General features: G+C 68.5%; 17 protein-coding genes and 1 pseudogene. 6 read left to right on the top strand and 12 right to left on the bottom strand.

Annotation, left to right across the window (positions count from 1 at the left end):
- The first annotated feature begins 94 nt into the window (after positions 1-94).
- The gene (locus tag IE325_RS05835; protein ID WP_190068631.1) at positions 95-724 is read left to right on the top strand and encodes a ScbR family autoregulator-binding transcription factor; all 630 of its coding nucleotides are present in this window, start codon (positions 95-97) and stop codon (positions 722-724) included.
- Positions 725-737: 13 nt separating this feature from the next.
- Here the strand turns inward: IE325_RS05835 and IE325_RS05830 are convergent, their stop codons facing one another.
- Positions 738-1,205 carry a peptidase associated/transthyretin-like domain-containing protein gene (locus tag IE325_RS05830; protein ID WP_229911675.1) on the bottom strand — a complete coding sequence of 156 codons (468 nt, stop codon included), beginning with the start codon at positions 1,203-1,205 and terminating at the stop codon, positions 738-740.
- A 260-nt stretch (positions 1,206-1,465) separates the two neighbouring features.
- Here IE325_RS05830 and IE325_RS05825 point away from each other — a divergent pair, with 260 nt between their 5' ends.
- Positions 1,466-2,128, top strand: a complete 663-nt coding sequence (locus IE325_RS05825) for a DUF4360 domain-containing protein (protein WP_190069197.1) — start codon at positions 1,466-1,468, stop codon at positions 2,126-2,128.
- 57 nt (positions 2,129-2,185) lie between these two features.
- On the opposite strand, the gene IE325_RS05820 is transcribed toward IE325_RS05825, so the two are convergent.
- Positions 2,186-2,959: an intradiol ring-cleavage dioxygenase gene (locus IE325_RS05820; RefSeq protein ID WP_190068630.1), complete on the bottom strand. Its 774-nt coding sequence runs from the start codon at positions 2,957-2,959 to the stop codon at positions 2,186-2,188.
- Positions 2,960-3,093: 134 nt separating this feature from the next.
- Between IE325_RS05820 and IE325_RS05815 the strand changes: the two genes are divergently transcribed.
- Together IE325_RS05815 and IE325_RS46825 are read left to right on the top strand one after the other, a co-directional pair.
- Positions 3,094-4,431: a WD40 repeat domain-containing protein gene (locus tag IE325_RS05815; RefSeq protein WP_190068629.1), complete on the top strand. Its 1,338-nt coding sequence runs from the start codon at positions 3,094-3,096 to the stop codon at positions 4,429-4,431.
- Positions 4,432-4,488: 57 nt separating this feature from the next.
- A pseudogene (locus IE325_RS46825) lies at positions 4,489-5,403 on the top strand (winged helix-turn-helix domain-containing protein); the annotation flags it as partial.
- Between the two features lie 76 nt (positions 5,404-5,479).
- Here IE325_RS46825 and IE325_RS45975 read toward each other — a convergent pair.
- Genes IE325_RS45975 through IE325_RS05795 form a run of 4 tightly spaced genes read right to left on the bottom strand, consistent with a single transcriptional unit; the run spans position 5,480 to position 8,818 of the window.
- Positions 5,480-5,605, bottom strand: coding sequence for a DUF397 domain-containing protein (locus IE325_RS45975; RefSeq protein WP_229911674.1), 126 nt, complete (start codon positions 5,603-5,605; stop codon positions 5,480-5,482).
- Positions 5,606-5,642: 37 nt separating this feature from the next.
- Entirely contained in the window at positions 5,643-7,406 is a 1,764-nt protein-coding gene (locus IE325_RS05805; protein ID WP_190068627.1) for a hypothetical protein, read from the bottom strand.
- A gap of 38 nt (positions 7,407-7,444) precedes the next feature.
- Positions 7,445-8,176 carry a nucleic acid/nucleotide deaminase domain-containing protein gene (locus tag IE325_RS05800; protein ID WP_190068626.1) on the bottom strand — a complete coding sequence of 244 codons (732 nt, stop codon included), beginning with the start codon at positions 8,174-8,176 and terminating at the stop codon, positions 7,445-7,447.
- A 12-nt stretch (positions 8,177-8,188) separates the two neighbouring features.
- The gene (locus tag IE325_RS05795; protein WP_190068625.1) at positions 8,189-8,818 is read right to left on the bottom strand and encodes an SUKH-4 family immunity protein; all 630 of its coding nucleotides are present in this window, start codon (positions 8,816-8,818) and stop codon (positions 8,189-8,191) included.
- 296 nt (positions 8,819-9,114) lie between these two features.
- On the opposite strand from IE325_RS05795, the gene IE325_RS05790 reads away from it, so the two are divergent.
- On the top strand, positions 9,115-10,083 hold the full coding sequence (locus tag IE325_RS05790; protein ID WP_190068624.1) for an arabinan endo-1,5-alpha-L-arabinosidase: 969 nt from the start codon (positions 9,115-9,117) through the stop codon (positions 10,081-10,083).
- Positions 10,065-11,495, top strand: coding sequence for a family 43 glycosylhydrolase (locus IE325_RS05785; RefSeq protein WP_190068623.1), 1,431 nt, complete (start codon positions 10,065-10,067; stop codon positions 11,493-11,495). The genes IE325_RS05790 and IE325_RS05785 overlap by 19 nt, the downstream gene beginning before the upstream one ends.
- Before the next feature lie 18 nt (positions 11,496-11,513).
- Here the strand turns inward: IE325_RS05785 and IE325_RS05780 are convergent, their stop codons facing one another.
- The 6 genes from IE325_RS05780 to IE325_RS05755 form a co-directional block, all read right to left on the bottom strand.
- On the bottom strand, positions 11,514-13,118 hold the full coding sequence (locus IE325_RS05780; protein WP_190068622.1) for a pyridoxal phosphate-dependent aminotransferase: 1,605 nt from the start codon (positions 13,116-13,118) through the stop codon (positions 11,514-11,516).
- 172 nt (positions 13,119-13,290) lie between these two features.
- On the bottom strand, positions 13,291-14,439 hold the full coding sequence (locus tag IE325_RS05775) for an aldose epimerase family protein (protein ID WP_190068621.1): 1,149 nt from the start codon (positions 14,437-14,439) through the stop codon (positions 13,291-13,293).
- A gap of 111 nt (positions 14,440-14,550) precedes the next feature.
- On the bottom strand, positions 14,551-15,795 hold the full coding sequence (gene mmsB, locus IE325_RS05770; RefSeq protein ID WP_190068620.1) for a multiple monosaccharide ABC transporter permease: 1,245 nt from the start codon (positions 15,793-15,795) through the stop codon (positions 14,551-14,553).
- Entirely contained in the window at positions 15,792-17,342 is a 1,551-nt protein-coding gene (gene mmsA, locus IE325_RS05765; RefSeq protein WP_190068619.1) for a multiple monosaccharide ABC transporter ATP-binding protein, read from the bottom strand. The genes mmsB and mmsA overlap by 4 nt, the downstream gene beginning before the upstream one ends.
- A gap of 32 nt (positions 17,343-17,374) precedes the next feature.
- Positions 17,375-18,487: a multiple monosaccharide ABC transporter substrate-binding protein gene (gene chvE, locus IE325_RS05760; RefSeq protein WP_350894211.1), complete on the bottom strand. Its 1,113-nt coding sequence runs from the start codon at positions 18,485-18,487 to the stop codon at positions 17,375-17,377.
- A 137-nt stretch (positions 18,488-18,624) separates the two neighbouring features.
- Positions 18,625-19,593: a glycosyltransferase family protein gene (locus IE325_RS05755; RefSeq protein ID WP_190068617.1), complete on the bottom strand. Its 969-nt coding sequence runs from the start codon at positions 19,591-19,593 to the stop codon at positions 18,625-18,627.
- Between the last annotated feature and the right edge of the window lie 65 nt (positions 19,594-19,658).

The following is a 19,658-nucleotide window of genomic DNA, read 5'->3' as shown; positions in this document are numbered from 1 at the left end:
CGGAAGGGCTTGGTACCATTCCGAACCTTCGGTAGCCCATGGTCGACGGTTCAACGTTCCGGCAGGGCCTGGGAAGAGACTGGAGGGCGGCCGAGTGGCACGTCAGGAGCGTGCGATCCGTACGCGTGAGTCCATCCTGGAAGCCATGGCCGGCCTCTTCATCGAGGTCGGCTACGAGGCCGCCACCATCGCGGCCCTCGTCGAGCGGACCGGGCTGACCCGGGGCGCCCTGTACTTCCACTTCCCGACCAAGGAAGCGATGGCGCGCGGCGTGCTCGACGGGGCCGTGACCCGCGAGGGGATCCTCCCGCAGACGTACAAGCTCCAGGAATGGGTCGACCTCGGCCTCCTCCTTGCCCACCGGATGCCCCAGGAGCCGATGCTGCGCGCCGCCGTCCAGCTGTCCGTCGACCCCAAGGCGCGCAGCATGTTCGGCACCCGCTGGCCGGACTGGATCAACCTGGGCGAGGACCTGCTCGTCGAGGCCGAGCAGCGCGGCGAGTTGCTGCCGCACGCGGTCCCCGCCGAGATCGCGCGGCTGGCCGTGGGTGCCTGGACCGGTGTGCAACTGGTGACGGAGGCGCGGCCACAGGGCCCGGGCCTGGACGAGGAGATAGCGCGGCTGTACCAGTTGATCCTGCCCAACGTCGCCAGCGTCGGCGTCCTCGCCAAGCTGGACACCTCCCCCCACCGCGCCAAACGCCTGCTCGGCCCGGCTTCCTGACCGTCCTACGGGCTCAGTCGGAGGTGACGCCCACTGTCAAGGTCGCCTTGTAGCCGTCGGACACGCTGTGACCGAGTGCCGCCAGGGTCAGCAGACCGGAGGACGCGCCTGAGTCGTCGTAGATGCCGTCGTCCTCCAACCGGGTCTCTGGCGTGGTGTTCTTCGCGTACGGCGAGGTCGTCTGCACCTCCGTGCTGATGTCCGGGTCGAAGAAGAGCTGCCCGGTGTGAATGATCTCGCCGCCTGTGTACGAGTCGCCGGTGAGCGTCACGTCCGTGTGCACTCGCATATGGACATGCACCGCGCGCGACACGTAGTGCCCCGGCCAGATCGAGGTGATGTCGCACTGTCCGCTCTCGTCGGTCATCCGGCCGCCGCGCAGGGAGGTGCCGTTGTCCTCCTCCTCGTGGCTGTTGTCGTCGTGTCGGCCGAGGCCAGGCCGCCCGCCACGGCGACCGTCGTGCTCTTGGTTTCCCGTCATGTGAAGGAAATTAGAAGGGTAGTTGAGGAGCGCCTTGATGTGCGGCTGTGAATGGCCTGGGAACGCATCGCTCAATCGGGCCCAACTGCGTTGTAAATGGCCGGAGTTCACCCTGGCTGCGGTTCTGGCCGCTCCCTACGATGCGAACGCCCTCGATCCTCACAGAAACCTCACCGTTTCCTCAAAGGGGTCACGAAGAGGTTCATGAGGAGGGCGAAGCCACCCCCCATCCCAAGGAGAGATCCATGGCACAGAGACCCATGGCACGTGGCCTTGTGCGCGTGCTGCTGAGCGGCGGCGCGCTGGCCGCCCTCCTCACCACCGCCCTGCCGGCACAGGCGTCCCCCGCGTTCGAAGACCCGCCGCCGGACAAGATCGTCATCAAGGTCGCCACGGTCAACGGCTCCGGCTGCCCCGCGGGCACCACCGCCGTCGCCGTCTCCGAGGACAACACCGCGTTCACCGTCACCTACAGCGACTACCTCGCCCAGGTCGGCGGCAACTCCGACCCGACGGCGTTCCGCAAGAACTGCCAGCTCAGCCTGGTCGTGCATGTCCCCGGTGGCTTCACCTACGCCATCGCCAGCGCCGACTACCGCGGCTTCGCCGCCCTCCAGCCCGGCGCGAAGGCCACGCAGAAGGCGTCGTACTACTTCCAGGGTTCACCGGACACCCAGTCCCGCAACCACGCGTTCAGCGGCCCGCTCAACGACAACTGGCAGGCCACCGACGAGACCGACTGGGCCCAGCTGATCTGGGCGCCCTGCGGGAAGCAGCGCAACTTCAACATCAACACCGAGCTGCGGGTGAACCTCGGCACGTCGTCCGCGAGCAAGGTCAGCTTCATGACCATGGACTCGACCGACGGTGACATCAGCACCGTCTACCACCTGGCGTGGAAGGAGTGCCCCGGCGCCAAGTAGTGATACGGCGACGGCCGGGCCACGCTCGTCGCGGCCCGGCCGTCCTCCAGGTGTACGTCAGCTCTCCACGCCCAGCGTGAGCGTCCCCGCGTAGCCGGCGGAGGGGGTGCTGCCCAGCGCGGTCAGCGTCAGCAGTCCGGACGCGGCGCCTCCGTCGTCGTAGATGCCGTCCTGGGCGAGGGTGGTGCGCGGGACGGTGTTGGCCGCGTAGGTGGCGAGTGCGGCGACCCGGGTCGTGATCGTCTCGTCGAAGAAGAGCTGGCCGGTGTGGAGTTCCTGGCCGCCGGTGAACGAGCCGTCGTCGGTGAGCGTGACGTCGGTGTGCACCTTGACGTGGATGTGGACGCAGCGGCCGCGGTACCAGCCGGGATACACGGTGGTGATGCGCGCGACGCCGTCCGAGCCGGTGAGGACACCGCCGCGTAGGAAAGTGCCGTTGTCGGGTTCGTCGTGGCCGTTGTTGCCGACGAAGCCGGAGTACTCGCCGAGGGCGTCGCAGTGCCAGATCTCCACCAGGGCGTTGTCCAGTGGCGCGCAGGTGTCGTCGTCGACGACGGTGAGGGTGAGCTCCAGCGGGATGCCGGTCTTGTCCTCGCTGATGTCCGCGCGGACGAGCTGTCCGTCGAGGTAGTAGGGGCCTTCGGTCATCTCCTTGGTGAGGGTGCAGACGGCTGCGGCGGCCTGAGCGGCGGCGGGGGTTTCGGGGGCCGCCGCGCCGACGGTCAGGGCCGCGGCGGTGGCGCCGGTGGCGATCAGTACGGTGCGGCGACCGATCGTGAACGGGGTTTCCTTCTCGGTGTTTTCCGAGGTGCCTCGTGAGGTGTCTGTCATGGACACGGCACCGTAGGGAGGCTTGCTGTTGATGGGCTGTCAGTTGGGCAAAGTGAGGATCCGTCAAGTTCTATGCGAGTCATGGAACTCGCCGCCGGGGACGGGTCCCGAGGGGGAGTTGCTAGGAAACGGGTATGAAGCTACCCAACCCGTTCCGGCGCCGCCGGCCCACCGCACCGCCGAAGCGCCCGGACCCCGGCAGCACGGCCCGCCCGAACGGCGAGTACGAACTGCGCGGGCACAGCTCGATCGTGATGCACCTGGCCACCGTCCCCACCGCCGACGGCGAGCTGCTGGCCAGCGGCGACACCCAGGGCGCCGTACTGCTGTGGGACGCCGCCACCGGTGAGCACGTCGCCGGACCGGTCACCGTCGACAGCGCCAACGTGAGGGGCCTGGCCGCGGTCGACCTCGGCACCGACGGCTGGGCGTTGGTGTGCGCCGGCGCCGACGGCGTCACGCTGTGGGACCCGCGCGATATGAGCAGCCCGGAGTACACCCCACGTCGGCTGGTCGACACCGGTGCCTCGGCGGTGGCGGTCGTCCCGGGCGAACCGCAGCTGCTCGTGGTCGCCGACGGCAAGGCGGTCAGGGTGATCGACCCTGCGGGCGGGCAGGAGGTGTTCGGCTTCCGTCAGCCGCCGCATCCGAAGGGTCACATCGGCGACCAGGTCCGCCGGCTGGTCGGCGTCCGCCCGGACGACGACACGGGGGGCTTCGCGGCGGCCCGGTACGGCGGCGGACTGGAGGTATGGGCGCCGGGCCGGCGCGGCTGGCATCAAGGGCGTTTCTCCCTCATGGCGCGCGGTCCGGGCGACTTCACGGCATACGGCAGCCACCTCGCGATCCCGGCCGGCCGCGGCATCGACGTATGGGACCTGCGGACCGGAGAGCACACCGCCCGGGGCGAGCTGGACACCCCCTACGAGGTGCTGGCGCCCGTCCCGCTGGGCGGCCGTACGGTGATCGCCGCGGCGTTCCGCGTCTACGACGAGTGCGGAGTCCAGCTCTGGGACCCGCACCACCCGACCGCCCTCACCCCGCCCTTCAACCGCCACGGCCAGGCATTCGGCGACGCGTCCTTCGGCAGCGCGACGATCAACGACGTCATCGGCATCACCTGCCCCGACGGCACCACCCGGGTCGCCAGCGCAGGCAACGACGGCTGCGTACTCCTCTCGGCATCCCTCACGGAGGACGACCTGGTCCCCGGCCAGCGCCCCGGCCCGGCCCCCGTGGAGCACGACAACGGCAACTACGCGAGGGTGCGCACACGGGACGGCGAGATCGTCGGGCTATGGTTCGCCGACACCGCGCGCGCCCGCGACCGGGGCCTGATCGAAGCGCTGCTCTTCAGGGAGGACCTGGGCCATCTGCTCGGCACGGAGCACCGGGTCGTACCCAACACGGTCGACGACAAGGGCGGCGCGTTCGTCATGTTCGGGCACCATCGCGCACCGGGCGCCCCCTGACCGCTGAGACTTCTGAGGATGGCAGGAGCCGACACCCCCCGGAGCATGTGACTGCACATGCATCGAACGGGGATGGCTCATATGCCGGTACGCATTCACCTCACCGACGACGACCTCGCGAACATCAGGCTGGCGCAGGCCCCCGACCCCATGTGGGAGGCGCTGCTCAGCATGCACATGCTGCAGACGACCACGGGATCGGCGGTCTTCGGCGCCTGGCGGAGGACGGTATGCCACCAACTCTCCCTGGATGTAGGCCAGTTGCTACGCCTGGCACCCCCGCTCGGCTATTCGGCCGACTTCCTCACCCCGGCCGCCGGCGCGGACGGCCTGGACGCCGGGATCGACGCGGTGCTGTCCACACCCCGCCGGAGGCTTCGCGGCGACCTGGCGGAACTGTCCCGGACGGGCCGCCCCCTCCCACTCCGGGCGCGACAGCTCGCCGACGGCGACAAGGAGACGGTGACCTATCTCGCGGGCACCCTCCGCCGCTACTTCGCGACCGCCCTGGCCCCCTGGTGGCCCCGCATCCGCTCCCGCTTCGACGCCGAACGCTCCGTCCACGGCCGCTACTTGGTCGACGGCGGCCTAGGCTCCCTGCTCGGCTCCCTGCACCCCGGCCTGCTCTGGCACCGCCCGGTACTGGAAGTGACGGGACTCGGCGCGGACCGCGACGTCCACCTGGACGGCCGCGGACTCCTCGTCCTCCCCTCCTACTTCTGCTGGCGCAAGCCGACCCTGCTGAAGGATCCGGCGCTCCCGTGCGTGGTGGTCTACCCGATGACCCACGAGACGGCCCTGGGCGACCGGGAACCCGAGGCGCGCTCCCTGAACGCCCTCCTCGGCCGCACCCGCGCCGTGATCCTGGAGTCCCTGGCAGCCCGGGGAGTGACGACGACCGAGCTGGCCCACGGCACGGGGGTCTCCCTGGCCACGGCCAGCCACCACGTCGGGGTCCTGCGGAAGGCGGGGCTGGTCAGTTCATGCAAGGTGCATACGGTGACGCCGCTCGGGAGGGCGCTGCTGGACGGCCGTACCGGCCAGGACCTCACCTTGAGGCATGTGACACGAAGGCTCCCCACGCCTCCGGCGACACCGCGAGCCGACGCTTCTCCGGGGCCTTGGAGTCACGGACGACGATGATGCCGGGGTCTTCGGGAGAGAGCCTGCGCACGCATCCTGGGCTTCGTGCGACTCCCGCTTCACCGGATCTAGGGCCAGAGCCCGTCCAGCCGCAATCGCGCGGCGTACAACCCCTCGGGGCCTCCGACGAGGACCAGCCCCTCGGGTGTCAGGGCGAGTGAGCCGCACCCGTGCAGCAGGGGAAGGGCGCGCATTCGGCCGGAGAGGACGTGCCACAGGTGCAACTCCGCGTCGCTCCAGGCGACGGCGAGCACCGGTCCGACGGAGGTGTCGGCCGCGGCCAGTGCCGTGACCTGGGACGCGCGCTGCTCCACGGGGACCGGCATGGGTTCACCCGAGGTCTCCCACAGGCGTACCGAGCCGTCGAGTGCCGCGCTGAAGGTGATTGTCAGATCATCGGCGGGGATACGGAGGCAGACGGCGGCGGTGACCGGCAGCTCATGTACGCGGCAGGAGAGCGGGGAGTCCTGATAGTCGCTCAGGGACCATGCGTGGAGGTTGCCGCCGCGGTCGCCGACGATCGCGTACGGGCTCTGCGGGCTGCCGCCGCCGAGTGCGATGACCTGGGCACCGTCGTCGGCGAGGGCGGCCGCACCGTGGTGCTCGGCGATGTGGTCGAGCATGAAGCCGGCGATGGGATCGTCCTCGGGTGCGAGCGGCAGCAGCACGCCGGTCTGGTCGAGCAACAGCATCGCGTGGGCGTCGCGCGGAGCGACGGCGACGGGGCGCGTGGACGGCGGTGAGCCGGTCGCTCCGGCTGCGGCGCCGGTGCCCGTGTCGTACGTCCGGATCCGTCCGGTGACGTCGGCCGTCAACAGGCGTGGTTCGTCGCCCGGCGCCGGTGCCAGTGCGGCGACGGGGAGATCCGGCCTGGCCCACACCGCGGACCACCAGTGGCGTCGGGCGAGGGGACGCAGGAACTCGGACAGGGCCGCGTCCGTGCCCACGGCGGCGGCGTGCAGCAGGGCGGCACGCTCGGCGCTGTCGTCGTGATGTGCCGTCAGCTCCGGTGCGGCGCGCTGCCACACCTCGCGGAGCCGACCGGGTACGGGGATGCGCTCATCGGCGAGGGTGGCCGTGAGGGCGTTCGCCGAGCCGTGCACCAGGAAGCCCGGGTCGGCCAACAGGCCACGCACGGCGGCGCCTTCGTCATCGGCTCGCAGGGCAGCGTCGAGGATGTGGCGGAGGGAGGGGGCGGGTGCCCGCGACCAGTCCGGCCGCCCGTCGGCCGTGCGCGGAACCGTGGCGGCAAGCTCCGCGAACGACATCTCCCCGGCGCTCCCACGGCCACCGTCGCCGCCCAGGTCGATGATGTCGGCACCGTCTGCGGACAGCAGCCCGTGGTCGTCGTCGCCGATCTCGACGGCGGCGCGCACGTGGGGGAGGGCCAGCAGGGGCTCCAGGAGGGCGGCGACCAGCGTGGCCGGTGCCGCCGTCGGCAGATCCGCGGGGCCTGCCCCGGACCGGTGCAGATCGACCACGAGGAGGAGCAGCGGCCGCTCGTCCTGGCTCACCCGGTCCAGCAGCCGTGCGGGGGAGAGGGGGCCGTAGCCGAGTTGGCGCCCCAGTTCCCAGGCGAAGGTGTCGGCCGTCAGCCCCTCGGCCAGGATGGTGGCGTGGACGGTCGTGCGGGGGCTGCCGGCCGCTCCGGCCAGGAACCAGGCGAGCAGATGACTCTTCCCGCTGCCCTCGGCACCCCGCACCAGACACAGCCGGTGCCCGGCCCCGCTGCCGTCGGCCGCCCAGCCGAGCAACTGCTGCCCGAAGGCCCGCTTGTCGTCGTCCAACGGCGGCCAGGAGGAGATGTCCGGTACGGCGGCACCGACGGTCATGGCGTGCTGCGCTCCCTCTTCCCTCAACTCCCGCGGCCCTACTGGGACGGCGCCTGCTCCGCCGCCTCACGCAGCAACCGGATGCCCTCGGCACGGGACTCGGCAGTCTCACCGTAGGGGAAGTTGTGCGTCAGCTGCGCATCGGGGAAGACCTGCCCGAGCCAGAGCGAGCAGTAGTGCCCCGGCATGAAGCAGGCTTCCAACTCGGTGTGGATCCGCAGCACTTGCTCAGCGGCGACCCCCGCGGCCCGCAGCCGCCCCCACAGCCGCTCCTCCGGATGGACACCGATCCCGCCGGCCTGCGTGACGATCTGCTTCTCGCCCCGCTCGTCGACGATCTCGAACGCGGTGAACCACTCCGCGCCCGCCGTGTCCCTGATGTCGTCGAGAACGAGGGGCCACCAGTTCTCGCGCCCCGCGAAGGCCTGGGGGTCGATGACCTGCAATCGCCGCTCCAGCTCCCCGTATGCGGCGGCGGCCTCCTGCGGCGAGTCGGTGCCGAGGATCACGGCGAGGGCTCGGTCGAGCGCGGCGAGCGACTCGACGAATGCCTCCGGCGCCGAGCTCACGAACCTCAAGTCCTCGTCCCAGTCGAGGAGTACGGCACGCACGACACCGTCGTGATCAGCACAGATCTCGAACCCCCGGTCACCACCGAGACGCGCCCACTCCCGACACTCCTCCCGCACGACCGCCCGCCCCACGGACTTCGCGAAGTCCTCCAGGGGGACGGGGTCGGACTCGGCGGTGACGAAGTAGGGGACTGCCATGGATGACTCAGCCTAACCAATGGACTCGTACACGTTCGAGAGAACAACATCCCACGCCGGCATCCGAGGCGCGTCCTCGGCCTCCCAGTCGAAAACCTCCGACCAGGAGGGCTCCACCCCTTCGAAGGGCAGCGGGTCGACCCGGATCATCCTCTCCCGCAGGAACACGGCCACGCCCTCCGAGTCGGGGATCTCGTCCGACACGGTGAAGTCGTAGTTGGGGCGCTCGAGTTCGAGTAGGTAGACGAAGTAGACGAAGGAGTCGAGGCTCTGGTTCAGCGGGTCTGCCCGGTACTCGCCGTCCGGCAGGCAGTACACGATCCCGGACACGGGGTCCAGGACCACACAGTCGTAGAAGATCTCTCCAATGACGAGCCAGTTCTCCCAGCCGTTCGGCATGTTCTTGTAGGCGGAGAAGTAGCTGAGCTCCGCACATCGCCGAAAGCTATTGGGCGTCTCGCCCTCGAAGAGCGCTCCGTCGATCGCGAAAAAGGAAGCCCGGTCGTCCGGCAGGCCGACGTCGGTCAGGATCACGTGGGCCGACTCATGGAGACAGGCAGGGAGCCCGTCCTCCCTCACTCTGACGACCTTCTTGGGTGGAAAGGCCGATTCCATCATTCCGCGATTGACGAGCTGAGGCATTCCCTGTCCATTGATGCGGCGTAGTTCCGGCTGCTGAACGGCCGGATCCGGGTGTCCCGCCGTGGTGAGGCGAGAACCCCCGTTCGAACGGAACCCGAGGGAACGTAACTTCGAACGGCCGCTGCGGGCAAGCGCGTTCGGATCGGCGACGCGGCTGTTGCTGCGCGGGCCATTGACGCGCAAGGGGTTCGATTCTACGGTCCGTTCGAACTTGCGAGCGTTGTTCGGCATGTCGGACGACGTCGAGCAGCCTGAAAACCCGCCTCCGTTACTCCCCCCACCGCAAGGAGGACCGCATGAGCCGCAAGCGCACCACCCTCCTCGCTCTCCCCCTCGCCACACTCCTCGCCCTCACCCCCACCTCCGCCTCGGCCTACCCCAACCCCGGCCGCGTCACCGGCGACATCGTCACCCACGACCCGACGATGATCCGTACCTCCTCCGGCCAGTACCTGCTGTACGCCACCGGCGGCGGCATCGCCAACAAGGTCTCCGCCGATCGCACCGCCTTCCGGAACGGCGCCGACGCGTTCTCCGGTCGGCCGGGCTGGTGGTCGACGTACTCCTCCGTGCCGGAGGCCTGGGCGCCGGACATTTCGTTCCGTGGCGGTAAGTACTTGATGTACTACTCCGTCTCGAAGTTCGGCTCGAACACGTCCGCCATCGGTCTCGCCGGCTCCACCACCGGCCAGCCGGGCAGCTGGACCGACTACGGCACCGTCTACACGTCCAGTTCCTCCAGCGACTACAACGCCATCGACCCGAACCTCTTCGTCGACGACGACGGCAAGTGGTGGCTGTCCTTCGGCAGTTGGTGGACCGGGATCAAGATGATCCAGATCAATCCGTCCACCGGGAAGCAGCTGTCCTCCAACACCACCCGGTACTCGCTCGCCTCCCGCCCCACCGGAACCAAGGCCGTCGAGGCGCCCTACATCGTCAAACGGGGCGGCTACTACTACCTCTTCGCCTCCTACGACACCTGCTGCGCCGGCACCAGCAGCACCTACAAGGTGAAGGTCGGGCGGGCCACGAGCATCACCGGACCGTACCGCGACAAGAACGGCGTCTCCATGATGAGCAACGGCGGGACGCCGGTTCTGGAGTCGCACGGCAGCGTCATCGGGCCCGGCGGGCAGTCGATCATGAACGACGCCGACGGGGACCTGATCGTCTACCACTACTACGACGGCAACGACAACGGCACGCCCAAGCTGGGCATCAACCTTCTGAACTGGAGCAGCGGATGGCCCGTCGCCTACTGACCCTGCTGGCGGCGCTGCTGCTGGCCCTGTCGATCGGACAGCCGTCCGCGAGTGCGGCGTCCTTCACCAATCCGGTCAAGGTGCAGAAAGGCGCCGATCCCTGGATCTCGTACCACGACGGCAACTACTACCTGGTGACGACCAGTTGGACCGATGTCATCACCATGCGGAAGGCCCCGACCCTCGCCGGGCTCGCCTCCGCACCCAGCGTGCAGGTCTGGAAGGGCGACGCCGCCAACCGGTGCTGCAACATCTGGGCGCCGGAGCTGCATTTCCTCAACGGCCGCTGGTATCTGTACTACGTCGCCGGGCAGAACGTCTCCGACTACAACCCGACCCAGCGCACGCATGTGCTGGAGAGTGCCGGGTCCGATCCCATGGGCCCGTACACCTACAAGAACCAGCTCAACTCCGCCTGGATGCTGGACCCGAACGTCGCCACCATCAACGGGCAGCTGTATCTCTTCGGCAGCGCCAGTGGCGGTACGCAGAACCTCGTCGCGGCCAGGATGTCGAATCCCTACACCCTCGCCACCGGCTTCTCCACCATCTCCACCCCGACCTACGACTGGGAGCGCAACGGCACCGTCAACGAGGGCCCGGAGATCCTCCAGCGCGGCGGCAGGACCTTCCTCATCTACTCCGGCAGCGGCTGCTGGACACCCGACTACAAGCTCGGCCAGCTGACTCTGACGGGATCGGATCCGTTGTCCGCCGCCTCCTGGACCAAGAAGTCCACCCCCGTCTTCCAGCGCAGTGATGCCAACGGGGTCTACGGGCCCGGCCACAACGGCTTCTTCACCTCGCCCGACGGCACCGAGAACTGGATCGTCTACCACGCCAACGACAGCGCGAGCGACGGCTGCGACAACGGCCGTACGGCCCGGGCGCAGAAGTTCACCTGGAACTCCGACGGCACGCCGAACTTCGGCACCCCGGTCCGGCTCGGCGCTGCCCTCACCGGCCCCTCCGGCGAGCCCTCCTCCTCCTCCAGCAACTACACGATCACCAACCGCAACAGCGGCAAGTGCCTTGATGTGGCCGGGAGTTCGACCGCCGACGGCGCCAATGTGCAGCAGTGGTCGTGCAGCGGCGGCAACAACCAGAAGTGGCGCCTGGAAGACCTCGGCGACGACACCCACCGGCTCGTCAACGTCGCCACCGGCAAGGTCCTCGACACCGAGAACTGCTCCAGCGCCGACGGCGCCGACCTGCGCCAGTGGTCCTGGCTCGACAACACCTGCCAGCGCTTCCGGTTCGTGGCGACGGACGGCGGCTTCGTCCGGATCGTCAATCAGGCCACGGGCAAGGTGGCGGATGTGGCGAACTGCGGGACCGCGGACGGGGCGGACGTACGGCAGTGGAGCTGGCTGGGCAACAACTGCCAACAGTGGCGCCTCAACCCGGCGTGACCAAGCCGACCTGAAGGGCTACCCCGCCTGCATCCCCGCCGCATTCGGCCAACTCTGCGCGTTCGGCCACCCGGTCGCCGGCGCCGGAGTCAACCCCGGCCCCGTCGTCCCCCGTACCTGCGCCGCCGTAAGCCCCCCACGGGCCGGCACCCCCGGCGGCGTGGGCCCGGCAGCCGGCGGCGGCACCACCGCCGCGGCCGGCGCCACGGGCGACGGGAACGGCATCGGCGCGGGCGCGACGGGAGCGGGAGCCGGCATGGGGGCCGGGGCCGGGACAGGAGTCGGCATCGGTGCCACCGGCATCGGCGCCGGCATCGGCATGCCACCCCCCTGCGGCACCGCTTGTGGCACCGCCTGTGGCACCGCCTGCGGCTGAGGCGCCGCCATGGCCTGCGCGGCGAGCCCCGCCACACCCGCGCCGTTCGTGGAGCTGACCAGACGGTCCACGGCCGCCGTACCCGAGCTGTAGTTGGTCCCTGTACCCAGCTCGGGTACGGCGGCTCCCCTCCTGGTCCCGTAGAGCACCTGTTCCAGGCCGGACACCAGGCGACGCACGTCCACCTGGGGGCGCACCACGAGTCGCAGGAAGCGGCTGGACGAACCGATCTTGTTGCCGCACTCGCGGACCAGGATCCGGTGCTCGGTGAGCAGCCGGTCGCGGACCACGGTGCCCTCGGCGCCCACGGGGAGGCGCACGAAGAGGAAGTTGCCCTGCGACGGGTAGACCGTCAGGCCGGGCAGCTGGGCGAGGTGGCTGGCCATGTCGAGGCGGTCCCGGCGCACCTGGTGCAGGCTCTGCGCGTACTCCGCGCCGTGGTTCTTGAGCATGAACACCACATGCTCGGCGAAGGCGTTGAGGTTCCACTTCGGCAGCATCGAGCGGACCATGCCGGCCAGGGCCGGGTTGGCGACGAGGTAGCCGAAGCGGATGCCGTGCAGGCCGAAGTTCTTGCCGAGGGAGCGCAGGACGATGACGTTCGGGCGGAGCATCGCCTCCTGGACCACCGAGGGTTCCTGTTCGGCGTCGGCGAATTCGAGGAACGACTCGTCGATGATCACCAGGTCCAGGTCGGCCATGGCGTCCATGAACTGGACCAGCGCGTGCTTGTGGAGGAAGCCGCCGTCGGGGTTGTTGGGGTTGCAGATGACCGCGACCCGTGTCCCCCGGGCCCGTATGAACTCGGCGTACTGGGCCAGGTCCAGGGCGAAGCCGCTGGACTCCTGGAGCGGGAACATGTCGACCCGCTTGCCGGTCTCCATCGGCTGGTCGGTCCAGCGGCCGAACGTGGGGACGGGGATGGCGAGGGACTCACGGACCATCAAGTGATCGATCCAGGTGATCAGTTCGGTGGATCCGTTGCCCATCGCCACGCACTGCGGCGGAAGCTGGAGCAGGCTGCACAGTTCGGCCGTGATCGTGTCGGCGCTGCTCGGGTAGTAGGTGATGATGTCCCGCAACCGTGCCCCCATGTCCTGGAACATCTCGGGGGTGGGGAAGTACGGGTTGCAGGGGATACAGAAGTCGACCGGACCGGCTCCGTCGCCGCCCTCACGCGTCAGCGCCGCCATCGACGGGCTGTGTGCCGCCGTACTGCGGAACAGCGAGGTGACGTTGTCGGCCATGGAACCTCCGTATGGGGCGGGCCCGGCGGGGACGACCGGGCCCGTCGTCTTTGGGTGGCCCGCGCGGGGGAGCACGGGCCGCCCATACATACGGAGGCTGGGGTGGCGCTGTTCACCCGCTGAGAAATCGGTGAGAACTTGTGTGCCACCTGTGAAGAACGGACGAACTCGCTCAGCAGGTGAACGAGTGCACCGTCGTCGAACGGTACGTCTGCCCCGGGCGCAGTACCGTCGACGGGAACGACGGCTTGTTCGGGGAGTCCGGGAAGTGCTGCGTCTCCAGGCACAGGGCGTCGCCCTGCCGGTAGACGTTGCCGCCCGAACCGACGAGGGTGCCGTCGAGGAAGTTGCCGGAGTAGAACTGCAGGCCGGGCTCGGTGGTCGCCATGCGCAGGGTGCGGCCGGACGACGGGTCCTTCAGGGTCGCGATCCACTCGGGGCGGGGCGAGATGCCCTTGTCGAGGACCCAGTTGTGGTCGATGCCCTTGCCGTAGAGGAGCTGCTGGTGCGGCTCGCGCAGGTCCTCGCCGATCGCCTTCGTACGGCGGAAGTCGAAGGGGGTGCCCGCGACGCGGGCCAGCTCACCGGTGGGGATGAGGCCCGAGTCGACGGGGGTGTAGCGGGAGGCGTCGATCTTCAGCTGGTGGTTCTCGATCGTGCCGCTTCCCTCGCCGGCGAGGTTCCAGTACACGTGGCTGGTGAGGTTGACGACGGTGGCCTTGTCGGTGGTGGCCTCGTAGTCGATGCGCCAGTCGCCGTGCCTGGTGAGGGTGTACGTCACCTTGACCTTGAGCGTGCCCGGGTAGCCCATCTCGCCGTCGACGGAGGTGTAGTACAGGCGCAGGCCGACGTCCGTGCCCTTGGTGAACGGCTCGACGTCCCAGACCCGCTTGTCGAAGCCCTTGGCGCCGCCGTGCAGGCTGTTCTCGCCGTCGTTGACGTTGACCTGGTAGGCCTTGCCGTCGAGCGTGAACTTGCCCTTGCCGATGCGGTTGCCGTAGCGGCCGATCAGCGCGCCGAAGTACGGGCTCTTGGCGACGTAGTCCTCGATGTTGTCGAAGCCCAGCGAGATGTTGGCGTACCGGCCGCGGCGGTCCGGGACCTCCAGGGACTGCACGCCGCCGTAGGAGAGGACCTTCATCCGCGTGCCGCCGTTGGCCAGCGACCAGCTGTAGACCTCCGTGCCGTCGGCGAGCTTGCCGAAGAGCGACTTCACCGGCGTCCTGCCTCCCGTGGCGTGTGCGCTTGCGCTGCCGACGGTCGCGGCGGTGATCCCCGCCGCCGCAGCCCCTGCTATGACCGTTCGTCTCCTCATATCCATGTGCGGCTCCACTCCTTTGGGAAGCTGCTGAAACTCTGAGTAGTCCGAGAACTGCTGGGAACTGCTGGGAAAGAACCGGGCCCCGCCGTTCTGGCAGGGCCCTGCTCGGTCTTACGAACCGACCTTGCGCTTGTTCCACACGTCGAACCCGACCGCCGCCAGCAGCACCAGGCCCTTGATGACCTGCTGCCAGTCGGTGCCGATGCCGACGAGGTTCATACCGTTGTTCAGCACGCCCAGGACCAGGCCACCGATGATCGCGCCGAGGACCGTGCCGACGCCGCCGCTCATCGACGCGCCGCCGATGAACGAGGCGGCGATGGCCTCCAGCTCGAAGTTGAGGCCGGCCTTGGGAGAGGCCGCGTTGAAGCGGGCGGCGAAGACCAGACCCGCCAGGGCCGCGAGCATGCCCATGTTCATGAAGATCAGGAACGTGACCTTCTTGTCCTTCACACCCGACAGCTTGGCGGCCGGGAGGTTGCCGCCGATCGCGTAGATGTGACGGCCGATGATCGCGTTGCGCATCACATAGCCGAAGCCGACGAGCAGCACGCCCAGGATGAGCAGCACGATCGGGGCGCCCTTGTAGCTGGCCAGCAGCATCGTCAGCGTGAGGATGGCGGCGCCGAGCGCGACCAGCTTCAGCAGGAACAGGTTGAAGGGCGGGACATCGAGGTGGAACTCCTGCTGACGGCGGCGGTCGCGGAACTCCTGGAAGACCACGAACGCGATCATTCCGAAGCCGAGCAGAAGTGTCAGGTTGTGGTAGTTGGTGTTCGGGCCGACCTCCGGCATGAAGCCGTTGGCGACCTTCTGCAGACCCTCCGGGAACGGGCCGAGCGTCTGGCCCTCAAGGAAGATCTCGGTCAGACCGCGGAAGATCAGCATGCCCGCGAGGGTCACGATGAAGGATGGTATGCCGCCGTAGGCGATGAAGAACCCTTGTGCCGCGCCCGCGACGGCGCCCATGGCGAGGCAGAGGATGACGGCGACCGGCCATGGCAGATCGTTCTTGACCATGAAGACGGCGGCCATCGAGCCGATGAACGCTGTCAGCGAGCCGACCGACAGGTCGATATGGCCCGCGATGATCACCAGCATCATGCCGATCGCGAGGATCAGGATGTAGCTGTTCTGCAGCACCAGGTTGGAGACGTTGCGCGGCAGCAGCAGGTCACCGTCGGTCCACACGGCGAACAGCGCCACGATCAGGCCGAGGGCGATCAGCATGCCGTACTGCCGCATGTTGCGGCGCATGCCGTCCAGCACCAGCTGGAGCAGGCCGTCGCCCGCGGCCCCTCCGCTCTTCCCCGGCGGCGCGGGGGCCGGGGTCTTGGCGGTCACATCCGTGCTCATCGGGTTACCTCTTTGTCCTTCGTCATCTGGCGCATCAGCGATTCCTGCGAGGCCTCGGCCCGCGAGAACTCACCGGTCAGCCGCCCCGCGGCCATCGTGTAGATGCGGTCACACATCCCGAGCAGCTCCGGCAGCTCGGAGGAGATGAAGACGACCGCCTTGCCCTGGGCGGCCAGCTGGTCGATGACCGTGTAGATCTCGTACTTGGCACCGACGTCGATGCCACGCGTGGGCTCGTCCAGGATCAGTACATCCGGACCCGCGAAGATCCACTTACTGAGGACGACCTTCTGCTGGTTGCCGCCGGACAGCTTGCCCACCGGCTCGAAGACGGTCGGCGCCTTGATGTTCATGGATTTGCGGAAGCCCTCGGCGACCTGCCGCTCCTCGTGCTCGTCCACCACGCCCCGCTTGGCGACCTTGCCCAGCGCGCTGAGCGAGATGTTGCGGTTGATGGTGTCGATGAGGTTCAGGCCGTAGTGCTTGCGGTCCTCGGTGACGTACGCGATGCCGTTCCTGACCGCCTCGGGGACGGTCTTGGTGCGGATCTCCGTGCCGTCCTTGAGGACGGTGCCGCCGTGGTAACGGCCGTACGTCCGCCCGAAGATGCTCATCGCGAGCTCGGTGCGGCCGGCGCCCATCAGCCCGGCGATGCCGACGATCTCGCCGCGCCGCACCTGGATCGACACGTCGTCGACGACCTTGCGCTGCTGGTCGATCGGGTGGTGCACGGTCCAGTTGCGGATCTCGAGCGCCGGGGCGGCGCCCTCCTCCGGCTCGTGCGGGGTGCGGTCGGGGAAGCGGTGCTCCAGGTCCCGGCCGACCATGCCGCTGATGATCCGGTCCTCGGTGGTCTCCGGGGCCTTCACATCGAGGGTCTCGATGGTCTTGCCGTCGCGGAGGATGGTCACCGAGTCGGCGACCTTGCGGATCTCGTTGAGCTTGTGGGAGATGATGATCGAGGTGATGCCCTGCTTCTTCAACTCCCGGATCAGATCCAGGAGTTTGCCGCTGTCCTCGTCGTTCAGGGCTGCGGTCGGCTCATCCAGGATGAGCAGCTTCACCTTCTTCGACAGCGCCTTCGCGATCTCCACCAGCTGCTGCTTGCCCACGCCGATGTCGGCGACGCGGGTGTCCGGGTGGTCGGTCAGACCGACCCGGCGCAGCAGTTCGGTGGCGTGCCGCAGCGTCTCCCGCCAGTCGATGAACCCGCCCTTGGCGTGCTCGTTGCCGAGGAAGATGTTCTCCGCGAGGGAGAGGAACGGCGACAGCGCCAGCTCCTGGTGGATGATGACGATGCCGCGCTGCTCGCTCGCCCGGATGTCCTTGAACTCGCAGACTTCGCCCTCGAAGAGGATGTCCCCCTCGTAGGTGCCGTGCGGGTGGACGCCGGAGAGGACCTTCATCAGGGTCGACTTACCGGCCCCGTTCTCCCCGCAGATGGCGTGGACCTCGCCCTGCTGGACGGTCAGTGTGACGTCCGACAGCGCCTTGACGCCGGGAAAGGTCTTGACGATCGAGCGCATTTCCAGGACGGGTCCCGCCATGGTCGTGCCTTCCAATCAGTAGGATCCGGCGCTTACTTGAGGTCGCTCGCCTTGATGTAGCCGGAGTCCACGACTTCCTTCTGGTAGTTGGTCTTGTCGACCGCGACCGGCTCCAGCAGGAAGGCGGGGACGACCTTCGCGCCGTTGTCGTACGTCTTGGTGTCGTTGACCTCCGGCTTCTTGTCGTTGAGCAGGGCGTCGACCATGCCCGAGGCGACCTTGGCGAGCTCACGGGTGTCCTTGTAGACGGTCATCGACTGCTGGGCGGCGATGATCGACTTCACCGAGGCGACCTCGGCGTCCTGACCGGTGACGACCGGCAGCGGCTTGGCCTTGGAGCCGTAGTCGTCCGACTTCAGCGCCGAGAGGATGCCGATGGAGATGCCGTCGTACGGCGAGAGGACCGCGTCGACGCGCTCGCTCTTGTAGGCCGAGGTCAGGATGTCGTCCATGCGCTTCTGGGCGGTGCCGCCGTCCCAGCGCAGGGTGGTGACCTGGGTCAGCTTGGTCTGGCCGGAGCGGACGACGAGCTGCTTCTTGTCGATGTAGGGCTGCAGGACCTTCATCGCCCCGCCGAAGAAGTAGCGGGTGTTGTTGTCGTCGTTGGAGCCGGCGAACAGCTCGATGTTGAACGGGCCCTTCTTGGAGCCGTCCTTCAGACCGAGCTTCTCGACGATGTAGTTGGCCTGGAGCTCGCCGACCTTCTCGTTGTCGAACGACGCGTAGTAGTCGACGTTCTCGGTGCCGAGGATCAGGCGGTCGTAGGAGATCACCGGGATGTCGGCGTCCTTGGCCTGCTGGAGCACGTTGTTCATCGACTTGTTGTCGATGGCCGCGACGATCAGCGCCTTGACGCCCTGCGTGATCAGGTTCTCGATCTGCGAGACCTGCTGGTCCGGGTCGTCCTCGCCGTAGACCAGCCTGGTCTTGTAGCCCTTGGACTCCAGGTCCTTCTTGACGTTGTTGCCGTCGGCGATCCAGCGCTCGGAGGACTTGGTCGGCATCGCGATGCCGATGGTGGCTCCCTTGGTGTCGCCGCCCTCGTCCTTGGACCCGCCCTCGCCGCTCTGGCCGCAGGCGGACAGGGTCAGGGCGAGGGAGGCGGCGGAGGCTATGGCGGCGAGTGCGGCTCTGCGAGTACGCATGGTCATCATCCTTGATGTTGTGAGCAGGGCTCGGTCTGGCGAAGGGGAGACGCTTTCGAGAGCTGAACGCTCCACCGATGGTGTGTGGGATTGTGTTCGACTGCGTCTTCTTCTGTGAAGGGGGTTTGTCCGGAACGTTATGCGGGAGTTTCGAATCGCGTCAGCGTCCCGGGCAGCCGTGAACCGAGAGGCGCCATGTCGCCGTCAGCTCCGTGCCGTGCGAGCAGGTCCAGCGCCAGCCGGCCGCGCCGTACGCGTTCCTTGGCGGTGGCCAGCGTCAGGTCCCGCATGTGGTGGCCGTAGGGATAGATGCCGGGGGCCTTGGAGAGCCCGAACTTCAGGTACAGCGGGGCGCCGCGCCGGATCAGCTCGGCGACCTCGTACATCCGGATGTAACCGCCCAGATCGTCGGGGGCCTCGATGTACATGTCCATGGGGGCGGCCGAGACCCGGCGGATCTCGGTGAGGTGATCCAGCGTCAGGTCGCTGGGCACGTTGATCGAGTCGCCGCCGAGGTTCTCGTACACGGCGTACGCCGTCGGGTTGACCGGACCGATCAGCGCCGACACCTTGAGCGTCGTGTCGGCCGGCAGGATCCCCGCGACCCGCGCCCGGTGAAGCGTCCACAGCACACCCTCGTCGGCGACGAGGAGGCACTTCACGCCCAGCTCGGTGGCGCGTACGGCGTCCTCGACGCACCCGGCGACCGCGTCGTGGCCCCGGGCGCGCAGCCCGCCGCCCTTGGAGTCGGTACGGGTGGAGCCGCCGATGTCCCAGGTGCCGCGCGGGCCGGTGAACAGGCAGAGCTCGATGTCGCGCTCGGCGGTCGCCTCCACCATCTCGGTGATCTCGGCGTCGCTGAGCATCCAGATGCCGCTGCCCTGGCTGATCCGGTGGATCGGCACATCGAGCCGCGAGGACTCCTTGAGGACCACGGCGAGCGCCTCGGGGCCCTCCACGGAGGGAACCTCGGTGCGCCAACGGCCCCCGCCGGGGAAGGTGTGCGGAGAGGCGTCGGAGGGGTCGAGGGCGGGCGCCCCCAGGCCGAGTGCGGCGAGCGCCTGCTCGCCGGGTCGGCGCGGTGTCGGAGCGGTGGTGTCGGTCACAAGTGGTCCTTCGTGTTCGATATTTCGGACGAGGGTCGCGACTCTGGTCGTGCGGGGCTTTGGGT

Source organism: Streptomyces lanatus, from assembly GCF_014655715.1.
Lineage (GTDB): Bacteria > Actinomycetota > Actinomycetes > Streptomycetales > Streptomycetaceae > Streptomyces > Streptomyces lanatus.
Note: the sequence above shows the minus strand (reverse complement) of the source record. Positions and strands in the feature narration are given on the sequence as shown.

Coding starts and splice junctions, on each gene's coding strand:
- IE325_RS05830 (WP_229911675.1), bottom strand. CDS start 1,205: ATGACGGGAAACCAAGAGCACGACGGTCGCCGTGGCGGGCGGCCTGGC.
- IE325_RS05825 (WP_190069197.1), top strand. CDS start 1,466: ATGGCACGTGGCCTTGTGCGCGTGCTGCTGAGCGGCGGCGCGCTGGCC.
- IE325_RS05820 (WP_190068630.1), bottom strand. CDS start 2,959: ATGACAGACACCTCACGAGGCACCTCGGAAAACACCGAGAAGGAAACC.
- IE325_RS05815 (WP_190068629.1), top strand. CDS start 3,094: ATGAAGCTACCCAACCCGTTCCGGCGCCGCCGGCCCACCGCACCGCCG.
- IE325_RS05805 (WP_190068627.1), bottom strand. CDS start 7,406: ATGACCGTCGGTGCCGCCGTACCGGACATCTCCTCCTGGCCGCCGTTG.
- IE325_RS05800 (WP_190068626.1), bottom strand. CDS start 8,176: ATGGCAGTCCCCTACTTCGTCACCGCCGAGTCCGACCCCGTCCCCCTG.
- IE325_RS05795 (WP_190068625.1), bottom strand. CDS start 8,818: ATGCCTCAGCTCGTCAATCGCGGAATGATGGAATCGGCCTTTCCACCC.
- IE325_RS05790 (WP_190068624.1), top strand. CDS start 9,115: ATGAGCCGCAAGCGCACCACCCTCCTCGCTCTCCCCCTCGCCACACTC.
- IE325_RS05785 (WP_190068623.1), top strand. CDS start 10,065: ATGGCCCGTCGCCTACTGACCCTGCTGGCGGCGCTGCTGCTGGCCCTG.
- IE325_RS05780 (WP_190068622.1), bottom strand. CDS start 13,118: ATGGCCGACAACGTCACCTCGCTGTTCCGCAGTACGGCGGCACACAGC.
- IE325_RS05775 (WP_190068621.1), bottom strand. CDS start 14,439: ATGGATATGAGGAGACGAACGGTCATAGCAGGGGCTGCGGCGGCGGGG.
- mmsB (WP_190068620.1), bottom strand. CDS start 15,795: ATGAGCACGGATGTGACCGCCAAGACCCCGGCCCCCGCGCCGCCGGGG.
- mmsA (WP_190068619.1), bottom strand. CDS start 17,342: ATGGCGGGACCCGTCCTGGAAATGCGCTCGATCGTCAAGACCTTTCCC.
- chvE (WP_350894211.1), bottom strand. CDS start 18,487: ATGCGTACTCGCAGAGCCGCACTCGCCGCCATAGCCTCCGCCGCCTCC.